Origin of the sequence: Chitinophaga pollutisoli (genome assembly GCF_038396755.1) — a bacterium.
GTDB classification, from domain to species: domain Bacteria; phylum Bacteroidota; class Bacteroidia; order Chitinophagales; family Chitinophagaceae; genus Chitinophaga; species Chitinophaga pollutisoli.
In genome coordinates, this window is record NZ_CP149822.1 from 4,865,243 (window position 1) to 4,887,127 (window position 21,885).

The window sequence follows — 21,885 nt, forward strand, 5'->3', positions numbered from 1 at the left end:
TTCTCCATTCTACACGCTACTCCCTGCGGTGGCGGGTTACAGTTCCCTGGCTGCGCCGAGTATGATTTCCGTTACTTTTTGAGGCATGGAGACCATGGGTACATGGCTGGATTTCAGTTCGGTGGTTTTCGCTTTGATCATTTTTGCTTCGGCCCTGGCGAGGACGGGAGGCACCATATGATCTTCCATTCCGATAATGGCCCAGGAGGGTTTTGACTTCCAGGCGGCGGTGGAGATTTTGGTGACGGTAGCTTTTGTGGCCCAGGGGGTTTGGGTGGCGAAGATGACCTGCCTATCCGTTTCCGGGAGGTCCTGCGCGAAATGCTGGTGGATGCCTTTGGAAGACAGACTGATGAAGCCCTCGGCATCCGGCTTGAATTCGGCGCTGCCGGGAGCGGCGGGGTAGGGCTGCACCACGTCCATCACCGACTGGCCGTCGTTGGGAATAAGCGCGGCCACGTAAACCAGGCCTGCTACTTTGGGGTCGTTCCCCGCTTCGGTGATCACCATACCGCCGTAGGAATGGCCAACGAGCAGCACGGGCCCATCCATCAGCGCGATGGCTCTTTTGGTGGCAGCTACGTCGTCTTCCAGGGAAATGAGCGGATTTTGCACGGCGATAACATTGAGGCCGGCGGCGGTGAGCCCTGGGATCACTTTCGACCAGCTGGAGCCGTCGGCGAAGGCGCCGTGAACGAGCACCACGTTTTTAATGCCTTTGGGGATGGACTGGGAATATGCGTCCTGGGGGGCGGATGCTGCCATTGCTGCGGAAAGCACGGTGGTGGCGATGGTTTTTTTGATGGTAGACATACTTTTAATTTTTATGGTTTAAATTTTGGAGAGACAAATACTTCATTTCATGGATGCTGCCCTGTTATTTGCAAGCGGCAAGCCATCATGTAACAAATTGATTAACAATGCCTGACTGGTTATAGTCGGTTTTTTTGTGTCTGGATATCGTAATTCCACGATGTTAAACCCGGCATTTCGGCAGGAACTAAAACCCATAGTATGTTTACGATTGACCAAATTGAGGAGGCGCATGGCAAAGTGCAATCCGGCGCTGATTTTCCCGCTTACATCCGTGAGCTGGCGCAACTGGGCGTGAAGCGGTATGAAACCTTCGTTTCCGACGGGCATACCGATTATTACGGTCCACATGATGAGAAATCCGATACCCACGCTTCGCATACGCCATTGGAGGTGGCGCATACGGCAGACGTGGCGGGTTTCAATGAAGCGTTGAAAGTCCATCAGCAGGGGGGCACCAGTTATCCGGAGTTTCTGGCCGATTGCGCGAAGCATGGTGTGGAGAAATGGGAAGTGAAAGTTGACGAAGGAACGTGTACGTATTATGATAAAACGGGGCGCGTGGTGCTGGAGGAATCCATCCCGCCAGCGGAGTAGCGGCTTGAAAAGTTGGTGATGGAAGATGATGCCGTTTTTGTATTATTGCAATGTCATCATCCAATTCGTCTACATGCAAAGAAGAAACTTTATAAAAACGCTGGCGGTCGGCGCGGCAGGCCTGTCTGTTCCCGCATCCCTCCTGGCGCGTTCTGCGGGCCCCCGCGCGCTGGGGCTTCAGTTATATTCCGTACGCGACGCCGTGGCGAAAGATCTCCCCGGCACCCTGGAACGCCTGGCCAAACTGGGCTACACCCGCCTGGAAATCTACGGGTACGACGGGAAATTCTTCGGCAGGAACACCGCCGAATTCAAGAAGATGCTGTCGGGATCGGGCATGCAGGTCATCAGCTCGCACCACCTGACGGGACATGGCATGAAAGCGAAAGGCACCTTGCTCGACGGGTGGGACAAAGCCGTGGAAGACCTCCACGCCCTCGGCGCCAAATACATGGCCTGCGCCTATCTCTTCCCCGAAGAAAGGACCGGCGAATTCTACGCGAAATTGCCCGATCTGCTGAACAAATCCGCTGAACGCACGAAGGCCGCGGGTATCCAGTTCGCTTATCACAACCACGATTTCGAGTTCGAAAAATACGGCGACGCCACCTTATACGAACACCTCCTCAAGAAAACAGATCCGCAGCTCATGAAAATGGAGCTGGATCTCTATTGGGCCGTTAAAGCAGGGCAGGACCCGATCTCCTGGTTCGAAAAATACCCCGGCCGTTTCCCGCTGTGGCATGTAAAGGACATGGAAAAAGGTTCCGGTGATATTACGGAAGTCGGCAACGGCGCCATCGATTTCGACCGCATCTTCGCCGCGCGGCAGCAGGCAGGCTTGAAGGAATGGTTCGTGGAGCAGGATGAAAGCAAAGGCGATATTTTCAAAAGCATCGAACAAAGCCATAAATTCCTTGATACAAAAAGCTATTGATCATGCCTGAAAACCCGGAGTACGACGCACTGATTGCATTTGTGGCGGGCACATGGCCGGTTGACCGGGAAGCGCTCCATCGTGATCTGGAAATCGAAAATGATCTGGGCATTACGGGGGATGATGGAGAAGAATTCATACTGAGTTGCGAAAGCATTTCATGTAGATATCTCAGGTTTTGAGATAGACCAGTATTTTGCGGCAGAGCCGGACTGGTGGCGATCCGAAGTGAAAGCCGCGCCCCGGCGACTTACGATTGGCGATCTTGAGAAAGCCATTCACCAACAAAGATTACTGTAAACAAATTCATAAACCGCATTCGAAAGGATGCGGTTTATCTTTTCCCCCTGTATCAATTTCGAAACCTGCATTCAATACTTCCATAAAAATATCCATTGGTGAATTTTTATAATAACTAGCAGCAGCCTACATTTCCCCGGATTGTCATTTAACAAAAAAATGAGCACCCGGATGATTTTCGTGTGTAGGAACCATATACATTTGCGGCTGTAATTAACCCCGAACCCCGGAAATTTCAATTTAACCCCAGGCGTGGCAACACGTATTATTTCAAATCAAATTCAAACAGCATGAATCCAAACAAAGCGTTGTGGGAAAAAGGCGATTTCACGAAAATCGCGGAAAGTATGCGGGAGAGTGGTACTGCACTCGTATCCCGGTTAGGCGTCACCAGAGGCATGAAAGTACTGGACCTGGGTTGTGGCGACGGTACCACGGCTATTCCGGAAGCTAAACTGGGCGCGGACGTGTTCGGTGTCGACATCGCGGCCAATCTCGTGGCGGCAGGAAAGAAGCGCGCCGAGGCCGAAGGCCTCTCCAACATCACGTTCCAGGAAGGCGATGCGATCCAGCTGCAGGGGATCGAAGACCAGCGCTTCGACCTGGCGGTCAGCATCTTCGGGGCCATGTTCGCCCCCAAACCGCAGGAAGTGGCGAATGAGCTCGTGCGGGTCACCAAGCCCGGCGGCCGCATCGTCATGGGCAACTGGATACCGGGAGACCCCACCCTGGTGGCCCAGATCCTCAAAATCAGTTCGGCATACACACCGCCGCCCCCGGAAGGGTTTATAAGCCCGATGCTCTGGGGCGTGGAAAGCCACGTAACGGAGCGCTTCGGCAACGCCGGTGTGGCTCCGGAAGACGTCCAATTCGAAAAAGACACCTTCCACTTCCGGATCGGCATCTCCCCGGAGGCATACCTGGAACGCTTCCGCCTTTTCTACGGCCCCACCATGAACGCATACGATGCCGCGGAGAAAGACGGCAGGGCGGAAGCCCTGCAACAAGAATTGCTGTCGCTATTCAACAGCAAAAACGAAAGCGGCGACGCCAACACTACGCTCATACCCGCTACTTTCCTGAAAGTGACGGTGAACCGCAGGTAAATTATTACAGTCTATCCGCCCATCACCCAGGCCCCGGTTTCCCAACCGGGGCTTTCGGATTTGCAGGATCGGAATTTTTCTTAATTTTAGTTCGCCAGTTTATCAATCAACCAATCCGAATTACCGGACATGCACGAAATTCCACATAGTGACAGCGAAATGCTGCGCCTGCTCGCCCTGGGCGACGAACAGGCGTTCCAAACGCTGTTCGAGCGCTACTGGGATGCGGTGTACTCTACCTCGCTGGTCCTCACCAAATCGGCCGCCATCGCTGAAGACATCGCGCAGGACGTATTCACGATTTTATGGGAAAAAAGAGCCACCCTCCCGGAAGTCTCGCGGTTGGAGGGCTACCTTTTCATCACCGCCCGCAACCTTATCTATTCCCGGCTCCGTAAACTCGCTTCGGGAGACGCTTACCGGCAATATGTTCTCCAGTTTCTCCACGAAGGCGGCGCCCAGCAGGCCGACCATGCCGCGGAATTCAGGGAGCTGGAGCAATGCGTGCTCACTGCCATCCGCCAGTTGCCGCCCCAGCAGCAGCGCGCCTTCACCCTGAGCCGTTTCGAAGGCATGCGCCACGAAGAAATCGCCACCACCATGGGCGTTTCGCGCATCACCATTAAAAGTTATATCGTCCAGGCGATCGCATCCCTGCGGAAAGCCTTGTCCAACCATCCCTCCGGCGCCATGGGCGCACTTTGGGCAATGATTTTCTTCTCCTGAAATTTTTTTGATCCCGGCACCTCCTGTTTGCCCGGTTGTGCGTCTTTACCATAACTACCGGCAAATCCGGCACCCTATCGCACGTTATGGATCAACAGACTTTCAATAACTTATTGCAACGCTACCTCAACGAGGAACTGAGCCAGGAAGAAGCCTCCCGGCTGCTGGACTCGCTGGAGGATGCATCCATGCGGCAGGAATGGGAACGTGCCGTGGGGGGATTGCTGCGCGACAAATCCGCGCACGGGCAGTCGGACCCCGAAAGGATGGAAGCCGTTCGCCGGAAAATCATCTCCGGTGCCACGCGCCCCTCGCCGCCACGCTCCCTCACGCGCCGGCTGCGCCCGGTTTGGACCGCGGCGGCGGTTATCGCATTGGCGGTTACCACTTATTCCTGGTGGCAACCCTTCAATGCTTCCAACGTTGTTGCCGGTGTGGAGGATTCCGTGCTGCAGGTGGTACCTGGCGGCAACAAAGCGGTACTTTACCTGGCGGGCGGGCAAACCATTACACTCGATACCGCTGGCAATGGCGCCATCGCCAGCCAGGGTAACGTACAGGTCATTAAGCTCGACAGCGGTCAGCTGGCCTACCAGGGCGGCGGCCAGGCCGGGGAAGTAACGTATAATACGCTCGCCACGCCCCGCGGCGGGCAATTCCGCATCATCCTGCCCGACGGTTCCTCCGTTTGGCTGAACGCCGCGTCCACGCTGCGCTTCCCGACGGCATTTACCGGCGGCGAAAGGGTGGTGGAACTGAAAGGGGAAGCCTATTTTGAAATCGCGAAGAACGCCAAAATGCCTTTCCGGGTGAAAGTGAGGGAAATGTCGGTTCAGGTGCTGGGAACGCATTTTAATGTGATGGCGTACGATGATGAGTCCAGCATCCGTACCACACTGCTCGAAGGCGCCGTGAAGGTGAACCAGGGAGCGCACACGCTGGAGATGCGCCCTGGGCAGCAGGTAAGCGCCCATCCGGCGGGTAACATGAGTATCCAGGACGGTGTGGACGTGGAAGAAGTGGTGGCCTGGAAGAATGGGTATTTCCATTTCAACCACGAGTCCCTCCAGGGCGTCATGCGGCAAATCGGCCGCTGGTACGACGCGGAGATATCCTATGAAGGCGAGATCCCCGACCGGGAATTCGGGGGTAAGATCGCGCGGGGCAGCAGCGTGAAAGATGTACTCAAAATATTGGAACTCAGCAACGTCCGCTACAGGATCGAAGGCAAAAAGATCATCGTGACACCATAGTAAGTATCATTATTCCATTCCACTAAAGCTTTATTCTGATTACCGTTATGAAAAGAAAACCGACATGACCTTCCCGTAAAAGGTTGCGCCCATAAAAAAGCCGGACTCCGATGGCAGTCGGATCCGGCAATGATGTAAGGGCAAACCATGACAAAATGGATTTCCACGGCATTCCACGACACTGGCCAAGAGCCAGACGGGATTTTTATTACCCTAACAAACCAAATTTATGCAAATTAGTGCTATTTGTACGCGGTATTTTACGCGGCGATTGATTTACAAAACGCTGTTGTGTATGAAGTTTTCCGCTATTCTGCTATTGGCCGCCTGCCTGCAGGTTTCCGCCAAAAGCCTGGCGCAGCAGGTATCGCTCTCGGAGCGCAACGCCTCCATCGAAAAATTGTTCCGTTCCATCGAGAAGCAGACGGGTTATGTGTTTTTTTATGATCATCAACTGATCGACAAAACACCCACCATCAACCTGAAAGTGAGCAAAATTCCGCTGGAAGAGGCGGTGGAACTGGTGTTGAAAGGCCAGCCGCTTTCGTATTCCATCATCGGGAAAAATATTGTGATTAAAGAAAAGCGGTCTGTTTTTTCGCCATACAGCCCGGTGAAAGTGCTCGTGCAGGATACGATGCTCAACATCACGGGGCGCGTGCTGGATGCCGACGGAACTGCCCTGCCCGGGGCCACCGTGGCCGTGAAGGGCTCCGGCTCGCAGGGCACGGTAACGGACGCCAACGGATATTTCAAGCTCCGCGTTCCCAGGGGCACCGTTATCGAAGTCACTTACATCGGCTATAAAAGCGACGAAAAAACCGTCCTGATAGAACAACCGCTCCAATTCACCCTGCAGGCGCAGGCTGCGAGCGCGGACGAATTCGTGGTTGTGGGTTACGGTACCGTCCGTAAAAGTGATCTCACGGGCTCTCTCAGCCAGGTGAAGTCCAAGGAAATCAACGCATTCCCTTCCACCAATGTCATGCAGGCGCTGAACGGCCGCGCGGCGGGCGTGAGGGTGATCCAGAATGGCGGCTCCCCCGGCGGCGGCGTATCTGTTCGTATCCGCGGCACCAACTCCATCCTCGGTGGTAACGAACCGCTGTATGTGATCGACGGGTTCCCGTACGACGGCAACCCCACCTTCCTCCAGAACGCCGACATCGAATCGATGGAAATCCTCAAAGACGCATCGTCGACCGCTATCTACGGCTCCCGCGGCGCCAATGGCGTGGTGATGATCACCACCAAAGGCGGCCGCAAAGGCGATCGTACCACGGTGGACGTGGACGCGGGCTACACCTGGCAGTTCGTCTCCAAAAAAATGGACCTCATGAACGCCCGCGAATACGCCTTGCTGTACAACGAACAGGCGCGCAACGATAATGTGGCCGAGTATTTCACGCAAGCGCAGATCGACAGCCTCAGCAAACACCCCGGTACCGACTGGCAGGACCTTGTACTGCGTACAGCGCCGATTTATAATTTCAGCGCTACGGTGAGCGGCGGTTCGGAAAAGACGCGCTTCTCGCTGTCGGGCTCCGCATTCCTGCAGGATGGTATCGTGAAATCCAGCGACTATAAGCGCTACAACCTCCGCGGCAACATCGAACACGATATCAGCAAGGTGTTCAGTGTATCGGTAAATACGATCCTAACCCGGCTCAACTCCGCCCGCCAGAACTCTGGCCTGGGCAACCGCGGGAACGACTTGATTTCCGGCATGCTCATGGCGCCGCCATCGCTCACACCTTACCTGGCCGACGGCAGCTACCGCCGCCTGAATACGGCTTATCCTTTCATTTCCAACGTGATCATCAACCCGCTTATTTTCATCAACGAAAGAAGCGATAAAATCCAGGGCGACCGGGTGCTGGCCAATGCCGCACTCACGATCAAGCCGCTGAAAGGCTTGTCTATCCGCATTTCCGGCGGTATCGACAATCTCAACGACCGTACCGACAAATTCAATAAGATTGAACCGACCACCAATTCTGTAGGCTGGGCGGAAGTGCTCACCTCGCAGCACACTAGTTTGCTGAACGAGAACGTGGCGACTTACACCAATACTTTCGGCGATCATTCGCTGACGGCCATGGCGGGTTTCACGTACCAGAATAAAACGATGACGAGCATGAACGGTTCCGGCACCGGATTCCTCAGCAACATCGTATACACGGGTGATCTTACGGGCGCGCTTACGCCGGGGATTCCTTCTTCCGGCTATGCGAAATGGGCGCTATTGTCGTATCTCGGCAGGGTGAATTATTCTTATAAAGACAAATATCTGTTGACGGGCAGCATCCGCCGCGATGGTTCTTCCCGGTATTCAAAAGGCCAGCAGTGGGAGAATTTCCCTTCCGCGGCAATTGCCTGGAAAGCGTCAAACGAGCCGTTTCTGAAACAATCCCGCGCGATCTCCGACCTGAAAGTGAGGGCCAGCTGGGGATTGTCGGGTAACCCTTCCATTTCTCCTTACGCCACGCTCCGCCAGCTGGGCTCGCTGAATACGATTTTCGGGGATCAGCTGTCTGTAGGATACGCACCCGGTTCCCAGTTGCCCGGCGATCTGCGCTGGGAGGTAACGCGCCAGGTGGATCTGGGTATCGACGCGGGCTTCCTGAAGAACAGGCTGCACGTAACATTCGACATGTATCACAAGAAAACGCGCGACCTCCTGAACAACGTGAAGCTGCCGGTTTCCATGGGCTATGCTACCACTGTGCAGAATGTGGGCGAGATCGAGAACAAGGGTTTCGAGTTCGGAGTGGACGCCAATATTTTCGACGGCAGGGAAGTAAACTGGAACCTGAGCGCCAACATCGGTTTCAACCGCAACAAGGTGTTGAAATTGTATAATGGACAGGATATCAATGGCACTGCCTTCTATACCGGATCGGTACAGGATTTCGTGAATATCCTGCGCGAAGGAAAGCCTTTGGGCGTGTTTTATGGTTACAAGGAAGAAGGATACACGGACAATGGCAATCTGAAATATGAAGACATCAACAAAGACGGGCTAATTAACGCGAATGACAAAACATTCATCGGCGATCCCAATCCGGACTTCATTTACGGCATTAATTCCGCCACATCCTGGAAGGGATTCGAGCTGACAGTGTTTCTGCAGGGCTCGCAGGGCAACGACATTTTCAACCTGAACCGCGTGGCCGCGCTGGATCTGGGCATGGGACTCAACCTGCCCCGCGAAGTTTTCGAAAGCCACTGGACACCGGAGAACCGCGATGCCAAGTATCCCCGCATTACGCGGACGCTGACGGCGAACATGTCGTCGCGCTTCGTAGAAGACGGATCGTACCTGCGTTTCCGCAATATCCAGCTGGCCTATAACGTGCCGGTGAACAACGCCGCCAAATGGTTCCGGTCGGCGCAGGTATATGTGAGCGGGCAGAACCTGATCACGTTTACGAAATATTCCTGGTACGATCCGGAGGTGAATGCCTACGGAAGCGGCAATTCCATCAACCAGGGCATCGATTATTCCATTTACCCGATGAGCAAATCGGTTACGGTAGGCATCCGTTGCGGATTCTGATTCTTCACCATTCAATCCGACATTATGAAAAAAATTACGATACTTATATTAATGACGCTGGTGATGGCTTCCTGCTCCGACGCACTGTTGGAGGAACCGCAATCCATCGCCGCGGAAGTGTTTTACAATACACCGGCGGAAGTAGAAGCTGGTCTTAACGCGATATATGTGCCCATGCGCCGCGGCAGCGCGCTGGGTGCGCTGTACTTATGCCAGCACGAAATTTACACGGAATACCTGTACGGCCGGGGCAGCCATGCGCCGTTGAACGATTATACGGGGCTGGACCAGACGAACGTGTCGCGCGTGGGGGATATGTGGGCCGTATTCTACGAATCCATCCGCAACGCCAACATCGTGATCGAAAGGGCGCCGCTGGGCACGAAGATTTCCCCGGCGCAGTTGGACGGCTACCTGGCCGAGGCGCGCTGCATGCGGGCGCTGAATTACTTCTTCCTGGTCCGTAACTGGGCCGGCGTTCCGATCCGCGACGAAAAGAATATGGACGTCCGGGAGTTGGCGCGCAACACGCAGGAACAGGTGTACGACTTCATCGTGGCGGACCTGGAGTGGGCGGAAACGCACCTGCCCGATAAGCCGCGGCTGTCAGGGGCGCCGTCGAAGTGGTCGGCCAAGGCGATCCTCACGGATGTGTACATGAATCTCCATCAATATGAGAAAGCGCGCGACAAGGCGGGAGAGATCATCACCAGCAATAAATTCAGCCTGGTGAACGTGACGGTGGCGGAAGATTTTGAGAAGTTGTTCGGGGCGGATGTGGCGACTTCCACCGAAGAGGTGCTTTACCTGAAATATGCCAGGATGCCCAGCGGGCAGGGGTTTGCTTATCCGCAGTATTGCCACTATCCTAATTCAGGGTATTTTCCGCCGGGAGGGTTTTATACTTTCTACAGCGATTCCGAAACGAATACTTTCCTGAAAAACTGGGATAAGAACGATCTGCGATATACATTTAACTGGTATCCGCAAACCTTCGGCCTGGGGCCCACCACGATCCTGCTTAAGAAGTTCGTGGACAAACAGGCGGTTTCGGGCGGAGGGAACGATTATCCCATGTACCGCTATGCCGACATCCTCCTGTTCTACGCCGAGTGCGTGGCCCAGGCGGGCACTGCGCCCAATGCGGATGCGATGGAGAAATTGAATATGGTCCGCCGCCGCGCGTATGGAAAACCCGCCACCACGGCCGATGCTGCGGTAGATTTCAAACTGGCGGATTATGCTACGAAACAGGCGTTCATCGACCTGGTAGTGCGCGAGCGCGGGTACGAAAATTGCGGGGAATCGAAGCGCTGGCTGGATCTGAAGCGCCTCGGCATCGCGGAGGAAATCGTGCAGGCAGGGAAAGGCAAAACGGTGGCGCCGCGCCACCTGCTCTGGCCTATCCCCGTGATCGAAACGAATTATAATAAAGCGATAGATCCCGTTAAAGATCAGAATCCCGGTTACTAATCCAATCCATAAAAGATGCAAAAATTAAGAAAGACATTCCTGATTTGCCTGCTGGCGATGCCCGGCAGCCTGATGGCGCAACAAGTGAGGGAAGTAGACATCTGCGTGTACGGTGGGTCCTCCGCCGGTGTGATCGCCGCTTATACGGCCAAGAAACTGAATAAATCCGTGATCGTGATCGAACCGGGCAAACGCCTCGGCGGGCTCACTTCCGGTGGCCTGGGCTACACCGATATCGGCAACAAATACGCCATCTCCGGCATTTCGCGCGACTTCTACCGCCGCGTGGGCAAACATTACGGCAAATTTGAAACCTGGATATTTGAGCCGGGCGTAGCGGAAAAAGTGTATCACCAATACGTAAAAGAAGCTGCGCTGGACATTGTATATGATCACCGCATCACCGAAGCCAGCAAAACAGCCGGCAAGGTGACGGAAATTAAACTGGAATCCTCCACCGGCGGCACTCCCAAAGTCACCACAGTACGCGCGAAAATGTACATTGATTGCTCCTACGAAGGCGACCTTATGGCGCGGGCGGGCATCTCCTACACGGTGGGCCGCGAAGCCAACGCACAATATGGCGAAACGTACAACGGTGTTCAGCTGCTGAACAAACACCAGTTCCCCGACGGCATCGATCCCTATAAAACACCGGGCAAACCGGAAAGCGGCGTGCTCTGGGGCATCAGCACCGAACCGCTGGCCGCACAAGGCTCAGGCGATAAAAAAGTGCAGGCATACAACTTCAGGATCTGCCTGTCCAACAAACCTGAAAACCGCATCCCCATCACCCGCCCGGAAGGTTACGATTCCACACGCTACGAGCTGCTGATCCGCCTGGTGAAACATCACACACCCGGCGACCTCAACGGTTTCCTCAAGTTCGACCGGATGCCGAACAACAAAACAGACATCAACAACAACAACGCTTTTTCTACCGATATGATCGGCATGAACTACGACTACCCGGAGGCCGATTATGCCACCCGCGCGCGTATCACCAAAGAGCACGAGCTGTACAACAAAGGCCTGCTGTACTTCATCGGCCACGATCCCCGCATGCCGGAGCACCTCCGGAAACAAATGCTGGAATGGGGCTATCCGAAAGATGAATACACCCAGTTCGGGAACTGGTCGCCGCAGATGTACGTGCGCGAAGCCCGCAGGATGGTGGGCGCTTACGTGATGACGCAAGCCAACTGCCAGGGCAAGGAAACGGTGGATGATGGCGTAGGCATGGCCGCATACACGATGGACTCCCACAACTGCCAGCGCATTATCGTTAACGGCATGGTGAAGAATGAAGGCGATGTGCAGATTGGTGGCTTCGGGCCTTACCCCATCGCTTACCGCTCCATTATCCCCAAAAAGGAAGATTGCGGTAACGTGCTGGTGCCCATCTGCCTTTCCGCTTCGCATATCGCATACGGCTCCATCCGCATGGAACCCGTGTTTATGGTGCTGGGGCAATCCGCCGCCACGGCCGCTTCCATGGCTATCGACGCGAAGCAAACCGTACAGGACGTAGATATCGCCAAACTGAAGGCAACCCTGCGCCAGCGCCCCCTGGCGGTAAATGCCACCGCCGAAATCCTCGTGGATAACGACGACCAGGCGCATGTAACGGTAACCGGCGATTGGAAAAAGATCAACCGTGGCGCTTACGGTCCTTCAGCGTATGTGGCGGAGAAAGGCGCTTCCGGCGCTATCCGCTTCACACCGGATGTAGTGAGCGCGGGTACGTACCGGATCTATTCCTATGTGCCCAAACAGGCGGATATGTCCCAACACACGAGCATCAAGGTTTCATCCGATGGTAAAACGGTGAAGCCTGTGGACTTCGCAGCGTCGGCGGTGAAAGTGGAAGGACAGACTTCCGGCGAATGGGTGGACCTTGGCACGGTGAAACTCGCCAAAGGCAAAAAAGGCTACGTGGAAATCACGACCGAAGGCGCGGATGGTACCGTGCTCGCGGATGCGGTATTGTTTATTCCCGAGAAATAACCCATATCCATACCCATGATAAAAAAGCCGGGCTCAATTGGGCCCGGCTTTTCATTTTTTACGAAGAACAGTTACAGGGCGGGTTTCCCTTTGATAAATACTTGCACCGGTTGGAAGAGCACGTTTAAATCCTGCAAGGGATCGGCGGAAAGCAGGAGCAGATCCGCCCGCATGCCTTTGCGCACGGCACCGCGGTCGCTGAGGCCGCAGGCGCGCGCGCCGTTGAGTGTGGCCGCCTGGATGACCGCCGCCGCGCTCAGCCCGCATTTTTGCTGTAGCAGCAGCATTTCCTGCAGAAGGGGAATGGCGCCGGTATTGGGATAAATCCAATCGGTGCCGGCAACGATTTGCACACCGAGGGCATGCGCCAGCCGTGTCACGATGGCGGCGCTGTGCATTTTATTGTTCTCCGCATGGAAAACGGTAGGGTCGAGGAAGATGTTTTGAAGCGCCATTTGGCGGAGGAGCGGGATTTGCGCGAGCGTGTCCAGCTGGAATTCTTTGCGGTAAAGCGCTTGCCAGGCTTTGCCGATTTCGAGCGTGTCGCCGGGCAGCTGCTGAAATGCGAAATCGTTGGCGTGCGACATGCTGTTCACACCTGCGGCAGCAACTGCGGCCGGTTTGCAGGGGAACACGGCGGCGTGGCTCCAGGCTTTCAGCCCGGCTTTATGGGCTTCTTCGGTGATCTCGCGGATAAGCGCGGCATCGAGGTCGGCGTAGATTTTGATGCCGGTAACGCCGGCTGCCTTCGCGGATTGGATCGCAGTGGCCACGTTCATTCCGGACATGAGGGCGCGGTACCAGGCGCTGTTTCCCAGGTCGCCATCGCGGCCGGATCGGCGGATCAGGTCAAAATATCCCGGGCCGGCAAATTGCGCCGCGAAGAAAATATCGGGACCCATCGTTTTGCCGGAGCGCACATCGTCGCGGCAGGCGGCCAGGTAAGGCGCATTCCCCGCCATATCGCGGACGGTGGTGATGCCATGCCGCACCATGTTGCCCATGATGCTGTCGGTCTGCAACCGCGCTTTCCGGATATCTTCGTCTACCACTGTGGCCAGGTGCACGTGTGCGTCCATCATCCCCGGCGCCAGAAATTTTCCTTCGCCGTCGATGACCGTCGCATTCCCGATGTGGCGCGGGGCTTTGGTGTAAATTTTTTGAATGATGCCGTTGCCGATGAGGATGGATGCTTTGCGTGGGCGGATACCCGTTTCGCCATCTATCACCGTTACGTTTTTAACGAGCAATTGCTGGGCCTGCGCTGTTCCGCACAGGCAGCCTATCCATACAAACAATAAAGCGTAGCGCATTATGGTAATTTTTCTAAATCGGAGATGGCAACGTGTTGCCGGATGATTTTTCCAGTTTTGTCGATTAAAAAAGTGGCGGGTAATGATCTGACATGATACTTCGCCACGATGTCGCTTTTCATGCCTTCCGGCGCCACCAGTTGCAGCCAGGGGATTTTATCCGCGGCCACCGCTTTCCTCCATAATTCATCTTTTTCATCCACCGAAACTGATACCACTTCGATGCCTTTCCGTTTCAGGGCGGCGTAATGGGGTGCAAGCTCCCGGTTGCCGGCGCGGCAAGGCGTACACCATGATGCCCATATATCCAGCAGGATGTAGCGGTTCCGGGCAACAAGGCTGTCGAGATGTACCAGCGATCCGTCGATGGCGCGCAAAGCGAAAGCGGGCGCGGTTTTGCCCGTCATATTGAACCGTTCGGAGTGGACTTGTTTTTCAACAAGTTTGTTCGTGGTGGCGGAAGCCCATTCCTGTTGGCGGAAGGAGGGGATGAGCTGTGAAAGCGAAGCATCCGTCCAGGCGAAAGCGTATTGGTATGCGCTCCATGCCCCTGCGAGATTGCCAGCGTTTTTCAGCGCGAAAGCCAGTCTTTTTTGCTGGACTTCCGTGGCCATGCGGCCAATTTTATTATTGATGGCCAGTTTTTTATCGAGATCTTCCGTCTTGCCATATTCCACTCCCAACCGGCTCCATTCCGACTCCACCGGTTTCATGCTTTTTTCGAAAGCGATGAACTTTTGCTGGATGGTATTGCCTTTGACGGTGGTAGCCGAATCTTTCCCGATCATTACCGTTACGGGCGATTTACCCGCGAAAACGGTCGCATTGGCAAATGGTGCGCGCAAACTGACGGAATATACGGCGGCGCCGCTGTCGGGCAGTTGCAAGACGATCTGGCCCTGGCGCATAATCGGTGTATCGATAAGTTGGCGAGTGGGCCATTCGCGGTAGATACGCACTTTGGCGCCGTCGGCATGCAGGGCGGATGTGATCTTCAGTTCCTGCGCCCGGCCCGGAAGAGCGGCGGCGAGGAGAGCGGTCAGGCAAAGAATTTGTTTCATGCGGAGAATTAGCCCGGGATACGAGGTACCCCGGGCGTTGGTTATGGTTAGTTTCTGGGATTGGGAAGAATATCCGGGTTGATCATCATGATCTTCGGCGCGATTTCGAGCAGGTAATTCGGCGAGCCGGCGGGCAGCGTGTAGACTTGTCCGAGGTGATCGCGTTGCAGGTCTTTTTTGAACCGCGGATCGTTGTTCAGGCGTTTGAGATCGAAGAGGCGCACGCCGCGGTACATCAGTTCCAGCCTTCTTTCGCGGAGCACGAGCGCCAGCGCTTCGTCTGCCGTGGCTGCGGTCAACGCAGTGTAATCCTCCGGTTTGAAGCGTTTTTGCCGCAGGGTGTTCAGGATGGCCGCCGCTTCGTCTTTCTTGTTGTCGCGGGCGAGCGCTTCAGCCCTGATGAGCATCATTTCCGGAACGCCGATGCTGAAATTGGTAGCGCCGGGGAAGTAATCCGGGTACGGGCTCGGCGGTGTTAAGGCGGAGCGGGGGATACGGGTGAAAGTGTATACGTAGCGGAGGTCCTTCTCGCCGATGATCCCCAACAGTTCCGGGTTGATCATAAAGCGGGTGAAAACGCCGTTGTTGCTGTTGGTTTTGGTATACAGGTTTTCCGGGTTGTTTTCCGGGATAGGCTTGTTGGTGACGCCGCTGGTAGGCCGCGCGGGGTTCACGAACGAAAATGTGTTGTGGTCGAGCAAGGTGGACCGGATGGCCAGGGCTTTCTCCGCTGCGGCTTTCGCGCCGGCATAATCACCCATGTAGAGCCGCACGCGCGCCAGCAAGGCGTGGGCGGCCGCTTTGCCCGGATGTACGTAGTTGCGGCCCGTATCGGGCAATGCGGTAATTGCTATAGCATCCGACAGGTCTTTGATCACCTGGTCATACACTTCTTTTACAGTGGCGCGCTTCAGTTTGGCTTCCAGATCGGGCACCAGCAGCAGGGGCACCGCCAGATCGGAGGCGGCGGTGGCAGGGGTGTATTCCTTCCCGAAAATATTGGCAAGGTGGAAGTAATTGTAAGCGCGCTGGATTTTTGCTTCCGCGATATTGCGCTCGCGCGCTTCCGCATCGCCGGGGGCACTCACGATTTTGTCGAGCACCAGGTTGCAATAGTAAATATTGCTGTAGATGCGCACGTATTCATTGTCCTCCTCTGTCTGCAACATCGTTTCCTTCTGCCATAGGTAGTTTTTCGTACTCCGGGAATTGGCGGTGCTGCGGATCTGCTCGTCAGTGTAATGGATGTCGTCTGTCATGAATTCAGCCTGCATATAGCCGGCGTCGGCCTGAAGGATGTCGTTCATGAACATTTCATAATCGGCTACTGTAGTGGGCAGCACTTTTTTCTTCGGCGTTACGTCGAGGAATTTTTTGCAGCTTCCTGCGGCCAGGCCGAGGAGCAAAACGCTATATAAAGTAATTTTCTTCATGTGGATGCTGTTTTACAATTCAACCCTTAAGGTCAATGTGGTTACGCGCGGTTCTGGCAGGAAGTAGGTGCCGGTCATGGGATCCACCGCATCCGGATCGATGCCGTATTTGTTTTTCTTCCACAGCGCTACGTTGTTCATCTGCGCCACGAAAGAAACGCTGTTGAGGAAGGTCCGTTTCAGGATGGTGGACGGCAATTTATAGCCAAGCTGGATCTCGCGCAGGCGGATATACGCCCCTGACATCTCGCTGTTGGTAGAATACTGAATCACGCGCTCCCTGCCATCGTAGAAGTCTTCCGGATCAAAGGAAGGCGTGATCGCCGCCAGGTCGGTGGTGGCTTCGTCGCCGGGCTTGCGCCAGCGCTCGGATATGCGCGCATCGTAATTGGAGAGGAACCCGTAACCATACATTTGCGGCGTGAACCGGCGGATCACATTGCCGAAGTTATAGGTGAGGAACACGCTCGAGAAGAAATCCTTGTAATAGAAAATATTCGTAAACCCTCCCGTAAAAGGCGCCCTGTAGGTACCGTTGTTCACCAGGGATGCCATCACCGGCACTTTCACTTTCCCGTCTTTATCGCCGTACACGAGCGGATTGCCACGATTGTCGAGCCCCGCCCACCGATAGCTCCACAACGCTTCCCGCGCGTAACCTTCCACATACTGACCGGAACTGCTCACGCGGCTGATAACCGGGCTTGTCTCCCGCACTTTGTTCTCGAGAATGATATTCTTGTTGAAACCCGCATTCACGCGCGACGACCACCGGAATGTGCGCCCTTCGATGATATTGGCCTGGATGGCAAGGTCAAACCCTTTGTTGCGCATCCGCGATGCGTTGATGTTGAATTGCGTCCAGCCCACGGTGGGGTCGAGCATAACGACGCCGAGCAGGTCGTATCCGTAACGGTTATAGTAATCGGCCGTCACCTGGAAGCGGTTTTTCAGCAGACCCACATCCACGCCGGCATTAATGGTGCGTGTGCGCTCCCAGCGCAGCTTGGGATTGTAGGAACTGACGCGCGCCCTGAAGTCGTTGAACGCCGTCTGGAATGTACGGGTGGCAGTCAGCAGGGGAGTAGTGGTGCGGTCGTAGTTACCGGTAAGACCGGCCGTTACCCGCACTTTCAGCATGTTGATAGCGGGAACCCGGAAGAATTTCTCTTCCGCAACGTTCCACGCGCCACCTACAGACCACAGCGGTGTACGGCGGTATTTCGGATCGGCGCCGAACATGTTCGACTGGTCGATCCGGAAGCTGCTGGTGAACGTATACCGCTCGTCGTAGGTGTAACCTGCGGTAGCGTAGTAGGATTTTTCGCGGACGTCGTTATGGCTGAAACCGTCGAGCGAAGTAGGGTCGAGGCGGGGGATGGCCGTGCTGTTCCACCAGGTGAGCCCGCCATTGGCGAGCTTATGCTGGTCGAAGAACTGCCAGGAAAGCAGCTGGTCGTCGTACCCGAATTTCCGGCTGGTAAATCCTTCCGTCACATTCTTTTTCAATTCCGCACCCGCTGCCACATTAATAAAATGGACGCTGTTGATCAGATTGGAATAATTCAGTTGCGAGCGCAGCGCCCAGTTATTGTAGGTCATTTCCGACTGGTCGAGGATGTTGCCCAGCGGGAGGTTGAACACGGCCTTGTTGGCGGCGTTCATCGATGCGTAACGGTTCAGGTAATAGCGCGCTTCATAAGACTGTTTGTCGGTGATATCCTTGCCGCTGGTCTTGAGCCGGTCGAACAGGAAATCCGTATTGAAAGTGAAGTGCTTCAGGAATTTGTATTGCACGCCTACTTTCGTGCGGATGCCGAAATTACGGGTCACGTTGTTGGCCAGGCGCGCTTCTTCAATGAGGTTTTTGCCATTATCGAGGTAGCCGAAACCGGTGATGATGTCGTTGGAAGCTTTATTGAAACCCGTGTAATCGTATATGTAGTTCCCCGAACCGTCCAGCAGCAGCTGATAGGGCGGCAGGTTTTGAATATCGTTGTTCAGGTACGGGGCGATATTTTGACGTGAGGAAACGGCGTTGAGGTCGAGGCTTACCCGGAGGTCGCGCGTTAGTTCGAGGTCGCTGCGGGAATTGACCTGGTACGATTCGTTTTTATCGCCGATGTAATTGGAACGGTTGTTTTCGTAGGTACCGGAGATAATGTAGCGGTAGCGCGGACCGCCGCCGGAGAACGACAGGTAATGGTTCTGGCGGATACCGGTGCGCAGCAGCTGGTCGCGGATCTGGCCTGTATTGGAAATGCCACCCAGCGAATCCTGCAAGCGGGAAAACTCCTGCTGCGTGATATCACCCCTGTCGAGGCGCATGAGGATGTCCATAGAGGGGGAATAACCGCTTTCACTTCCATTGAAAATGACGGGGTTGAGGAATCCCTTATCATATACTTCCTTGTCGTAATCCAGGATATCCGCCGCGGAGGCGCGGTGCAACCTGGAATAATCGGGGCGGGATGTGAAATACGTGTTGGCTGCGTAATTGATCTTCATTTTCCCCTCTTTCCCGCGTTTGGTGGTGATCACGATCACGCCGTTGGAAGCGCGGGCGCCCCAGATCGCGGAAGCCGCGGCATCTTTCAGTACATCAATTTTTTCCACGTCATTCATATTCTCGGGCAACTGGTTCACCGGGAACCCGTCCACCACGATCAGCGGCTGGTTGCGACTTTCGTCGATGGCGCTGCCGCCGCGCATCTGGAGGTCGATCCCCCGGCCCTGCGGTCCCTGGCCAACCCGGTGTACCGCGTTGCGAGGGAAAGACCGGGAATGCTGCCTTCCAGGAGCTGGTTCAGCGACTGGCTGCTGCGCCTTTCGATTTCCTGCGGCGAAAGCGAGGAATAAGCGCCGGTGGTGTTTTTCTTCGCCAGCGATTGATAGCCGGTCGAGATCACCACTTCCCGGATGCTTTGCGCCGCCGGCTTCAGGGTAACATTCACCATGGCATTGGCGCCAACTTCCTGCTGGCTGGTTTCGTACCCCATGTAACTGATGAAAATCTGCGACGAATTGCCTTTCAGCTTCAGGGAAAAATATCCCTTGTCGTCGGTAATGGTGGCGCTGGTGGTGCCGCTCTCGCGAACGGTTACGCCCGGTGCATACACCACGGCGTCGCCCTCAAGCAGCCCGATCCTCCCTTTTACCACGCGCTCCTGGTATACTGCCTCCAGGCTGCGTGTGCTTTTCAGGCTCACGCTGATCATTTTGTCCTGCTGCCGGAATACGAAATCGTAATGCTCCGTCAGGTATTGCAACACTTCATCGAGGCTGCGACCCGCGGCAGGCATGGTGATCAGGGTGTTTTTGGCGGTTACGGAACCGGCGTAGAAAAACCGGACCTTGTAACGCGCCCCCAAAGTTTTGAATACTTTCTCTACCGGTTCTTTATCGAAACCGGTCGTTTCTTTCTGCCGGGCGTACAGCGCCGGCGGCGTGATCAGCTGGGTGCCCAGTGATGTCAGGACAATAAGGAGCAGCATCGTCCGTGCAGACGACAATCGGCGAATAAACAGCATAACTCGTGCTTATGTTGGTTGATTAATGAATAATGATACTGGTGGTATCTTCCGTTATCTCATATCTTTTATTAAGAGTAAAGCAAAGTACTTCCAGCACTTCGGTGAGCCGGTCGTTGCGGAACCGCCCGGAGAATGTTTCTTTCTTCGGATCGAAGCCTTTCAGCTCGATGCGGATATCGTAGCAGGCTTCCAGCTGGCGCACTGCTTCGTCTAATGGTGTATGGTCGAAAATGATTTCCTGCGCTTTCCAGGCCTGGAGGTCGGATCGCCTGAATGTCGTGCGTTCGGGCGGGGTGTTGGCGGAGATGCGGAGGTCCAGCCGGTCGGAAGGGGCCATCACGGCGATGAGTTGCCGCCCTTCCGCTGTTTCCTGTTCCACTTTCACCTTGCCTTCCTCGAGCATAACCTGCAGGCTGTCGGCCTGGTGGCTCACGCGGAACGACGTTCCCAATGCTGTGATAATGTAAGGTCCGGCGAGCACGCTGAAGGGCCGGCGCTCGTCTTTGGCCACTTTAAAATAAGCGACGCCACGGAGCCGCACGCTGCGCTTGTTGCCCCCAAAACCCGGTTCCATGGCCACGCTGGCGCCCTGTTCCAGTAAAATGAAACTGCTGTCAGGAAGGGTGAGCCCTTTGCGGAGGGTTTCCGATGTCGCCGCTACAGGTGCAGTGGCCGGTGTAGTATTTTGCCCGGGCCTGAAGAGGAAAACGGTGGCTGCCACGATCGCTGCCACGGAAGCCGCCGCGGCGATGTAGGGGAAGAAACGCCGGAGGGTACCGGTAGGTGGCGTTCCGGACAGGTAAGTGTCCAGCTTTTGCATAGCGGCGGCTTTCTCCCGTTCCGCCCTGATCATCCATCCACCGAGCTGTACCAACTCCCGCGCCTCGCCGATGAGCGGGGCGTTGGAAGGGTTTTCCCGGAGGAAATTATCCCAATACGCTACATCCTTTGCGTTTGTACCGTAACAGTAATTAATGAATGAAGGTAGCGTAGCCAGTTCTTCCGCCTTGAAATTCCCCATGAAGGTGCGCTTTTACCTGAACAGAGGGAAAGCGGTACCGGATTTACCACGCGGAATGAAATTTTTTTGAATTCACCAAAACAGCGCCCATTGCTGCTTGCCCACTTGCCGGCGAAGCTCGGCGATCCCCCTGTGCATAAGGTTGTAGACAGTGCGGAGGCTGGATTGTTTGTAAACGGCGATCTGTTCGGGCGTCATCCCCTGTAAATACCGCAATTCGATCACTTCCCGCTGGGCAGGTGAGAGGCTGGCGAGCGCCGCCGCCACCAGGGCAAATCGCGCGGAAAAGGCTTCAGCCTCGGCCAGGCCGTCGTCGCCCATGTCGGGCAGGCCGTCAATGGCTGCTGGCTGCGGTTCCTTCTCCCGGTTGTCGAGCAGCCGGCGTTTGAAGGAGGTGAGGAGGTATGCGGACAAGTTTGCGGGTTGCGAAAGGCGGGACCGCCGTTCCCAGAGATATATGAAAAAATCATGCAGTGTATCTCTGACGAAGGCTTCTTCACCCTTGAGCCATTTGCAACCCCATACGAACATGCGCGTGTAATGCCGGTCGTATAGTTCTCGGAAGGCCCCCTTCTCTCCCGCGCAGAACCTGACCCAGATATTGCTTTCGTCGAACATGTAAAGATAGACTTTGGTCTGCCGTAGATCCGGCACAAGATAGCAAAAGTAGCGCAGATACGGGAAGGCCTGTTTGCGCCCAGAATAGCCGGTTTTTTTTATCTCACGGATTTTATACCTTCGCGCCACATGAAT

16 protein-coding genes are annotated in these 21,885 nt (G+C 55.2%); 8 read left to right on the forward strand and 8 right to left on the reverse strand.

Annotated elements, in window-relative coordinates; genetic code table 11:
- Positions 1 to 36 precede the first annotated feature (36 nt).
- Positions 37 to 813, reverse strand: coding sequence for an alpha/beta hydrolase (locus WJU16_RS20690; RefSeq protein WP_341835312.1), 777 nt, complete (start codon positions 811 to 813; stop codon positions 37 to 39).
- Between the two features lie 201 nt (positions 814 to 1,014).
- Here WJU16_RS20690 and WJU16_RS20695 point away from each other — a divergent pair, with 201 nt between their 5' ends.
- The 8 genes from WJU16_RS20695 to WJU16_RS20730 all read left to right on the forward strand — a co-directional run bounded on the left by WJU16_RS20695 (position 1,015) and on the right by WJU16_RS20730 (position 12,771).
- The gene (locus WJU16_RS20695; RefSeq protein ID WP_341835313.1) at positions 1,015 to 1,410 is read left to right on the forward strand and encodes a DUF1398 family protein; all 396 of its coding nucleotides are present in this window, start codon (positions 1,015 to 1,017) and stop codon (positions 1,408 to 1,410) included.
- Between the two features lie 73 nt (positions 1,411 to 1,483).
- Positions 1,484 to 2,347: a sugar phosphate isomerase/epimerase gene (locus WJU16_RS20700; RefSeq protein ID WP_341835314.1), complete on the forward strand. Its 864-nt coding sequence runs from the start codon at positions 1,484 to 1,486 to the stop codon at positions 2,345 to 2,347.
- A gap of 512 nt (positions 2,348 to 2,859) precedes the next feature.
- Positions 2,860 to 3,753, forward strand: coding sequence for a methyltransferase domain-containing protein (locus WJU16_RS20705; RefSeq protein WP_341838681.1), 894 nt, complete (start codon positions 2,860 to 2,862; stop codon positions 3,751 to 3,753).
- A 129-nt stretch (positions 3,754 to 3,882) separates the two neighbouring features.
- Entirely contained in the window at positions 3,883 to 4,479 is a 597-nt protein-coding gene (locus tag WJU16_RS20710; protein ID WP_341835315.1) for an RNA polymerase sigma-70 factor, read from the forward strand.
- A gap of 86 nt (positions 4,480 to 4,565) precedes the next feature.
- The gene (locus WJU16_RS20715; RefSeq protein ID WP_341835316.1) at positions 4,566 to 5,732 is read left to right on the forward strand and encodes a FecR domain-containing protein; all 1,167 of its coding nucleotides are present in this window, start codon (positions 4,566 to 4,568) and stop codon (positions 5,730 to 5,732) included.
- 295 nt (positions 5,733 to 6,027) lie between these two features.
- The gene (locus WJU16_RS20720) at positions 6,028 to 9,291 is read left to right on the forward strand and encodes a TonB-dependent receptor (protein WP_341835317.1); all 3,264 of its coding nucleotides are present in this window, start codon (positions 6,028 to 6,030) and stop codon (positions 9,289 to 9,291) included.
- A gap of 24 nt (positions 9,292 to 9,315) precedes the next feature.
- Positions 9,316 to 10,764: a RagB/SusD family nutrient uptake outer membrane protein gene (locus WJU16_RS20725; RefSeq protein ID WP_341835318.1), complete on the forward strand. Its 1,449-nt coding sequence runs from the start codon at positions 9,316 to 9,318 to the stop codon at positions 10,762 to 10,764.
- A gap of 15 nt (positions 10,765 to 10,779) precedes the next feature.
- A complete protein-coding gene (locus WJU16_RS20730; RefSeq protein ID WP_341835319.1) occupies positions 10,780 to 12,771 on the forward strand; it encodes an FAD-dependent oxidoreductase in 1,992 nt (663 codons plus the stop codon).
- Between the two features lie 71 nt (positions 12,772 to 12,842).
- Here the strand turns inward: WJU16_RS20730 and WJU16_RS20735 are convergent, their stop codons facing one another.
- The 7 genes from WJU16_RS20735 to WJU16_RS20765 form a co-directional block, all read right to left on the reverse strand.
- Complete coding sequence (locus WJU16_RS20735; protein WP_341835320.1) at positions 12,843 to 14,084, reverse strand: amidohydrolase family protein; 1,242 nt, start codon at positions 14,082 to 14,084, stop codon at positions 12,843 to 12,845.
- Positions 14,084 to 15,145, reverse strand: a complete 1,062-nt coding sequence (locus WJU16_RS20740) for a TlpA disulfide reductase family protein (protein ID WP_341835321.1) — start codon at positions 15,143 to 15,145, stop codon at positions 14,084 to 14,086. Before WJU16_RS20740 ends, WJU16_RS20735 begins: the two co-directional genes overlap by 1 nt.
- Positions 15,146 to 15,192: 47 nt before the next feature.
- On the reverse strand, positions 15,193 to 16,578 hold the full coding sequence (locus tag WJU16_RS20745; RefSeq protein ID WP_341835322.1) for a RagB/SusD family nutrient uptake outer membrane protein: 1,386 nt from the start codon (positions 16,576 to 16,578) through the stop codon (positions 15,193 to 15,195).
- Between the two features lie 12 nt (positions 16,579 to 16,590).
- Entirely contained in the window at positions 16,591 to 19,290 is a 2,700-nt protein-coding gene (locus WJU16_RS20750; RefSeq protein WP_341835323.1) for a SusC/RagA family TonB-linked outer membrane protein, read from the reverse strand.
- Positions 19,245 to 20,108, reverse strand: coding sequence for a carboxypeptidase-like regulatory domain-containing protein (locus tag WJU16_RS20755; protein WP_341835324.1), 864 nt, complete (start codon positions 20,106 to 20,108; stop codon positions 19,245 to 19,247). Before WJU16_RS20755 ends, WJU16_RS20750 begins: the two co-directional genes overlap by 46 nt.
- A gap of 22 nt (positions 20,109 to 20,130) precedes the next feature.
- On the reverse strand, positions 20,131 to 21,132 hold the full coding sequence (locus WJU16_RS20760; RefSeq protein WP_341835325.1) for a FecR domain-containing protein: 1,002 nt from the start codon (positions 21,130 to 21,132) through the stop codon (positions 20,131 to 20,133).
- A 72-nt stretch (positions 21,133 to 21,204) separates the two neighbouring features.
- Positions 21,205 to 21,786, reverse strand: coding sequence for a sigma-70 family RNA polymerase sigma factor (locus WJU16_RS20765; protein ID WP_341835326.1), 582 nt, complete (start codon positions 21,784 to 21,786; stop codon positions 21,205 to 21,207).
- Between the last annotated feature and the right edge of the window lie 99 nt (positions 21,787 to 21,885).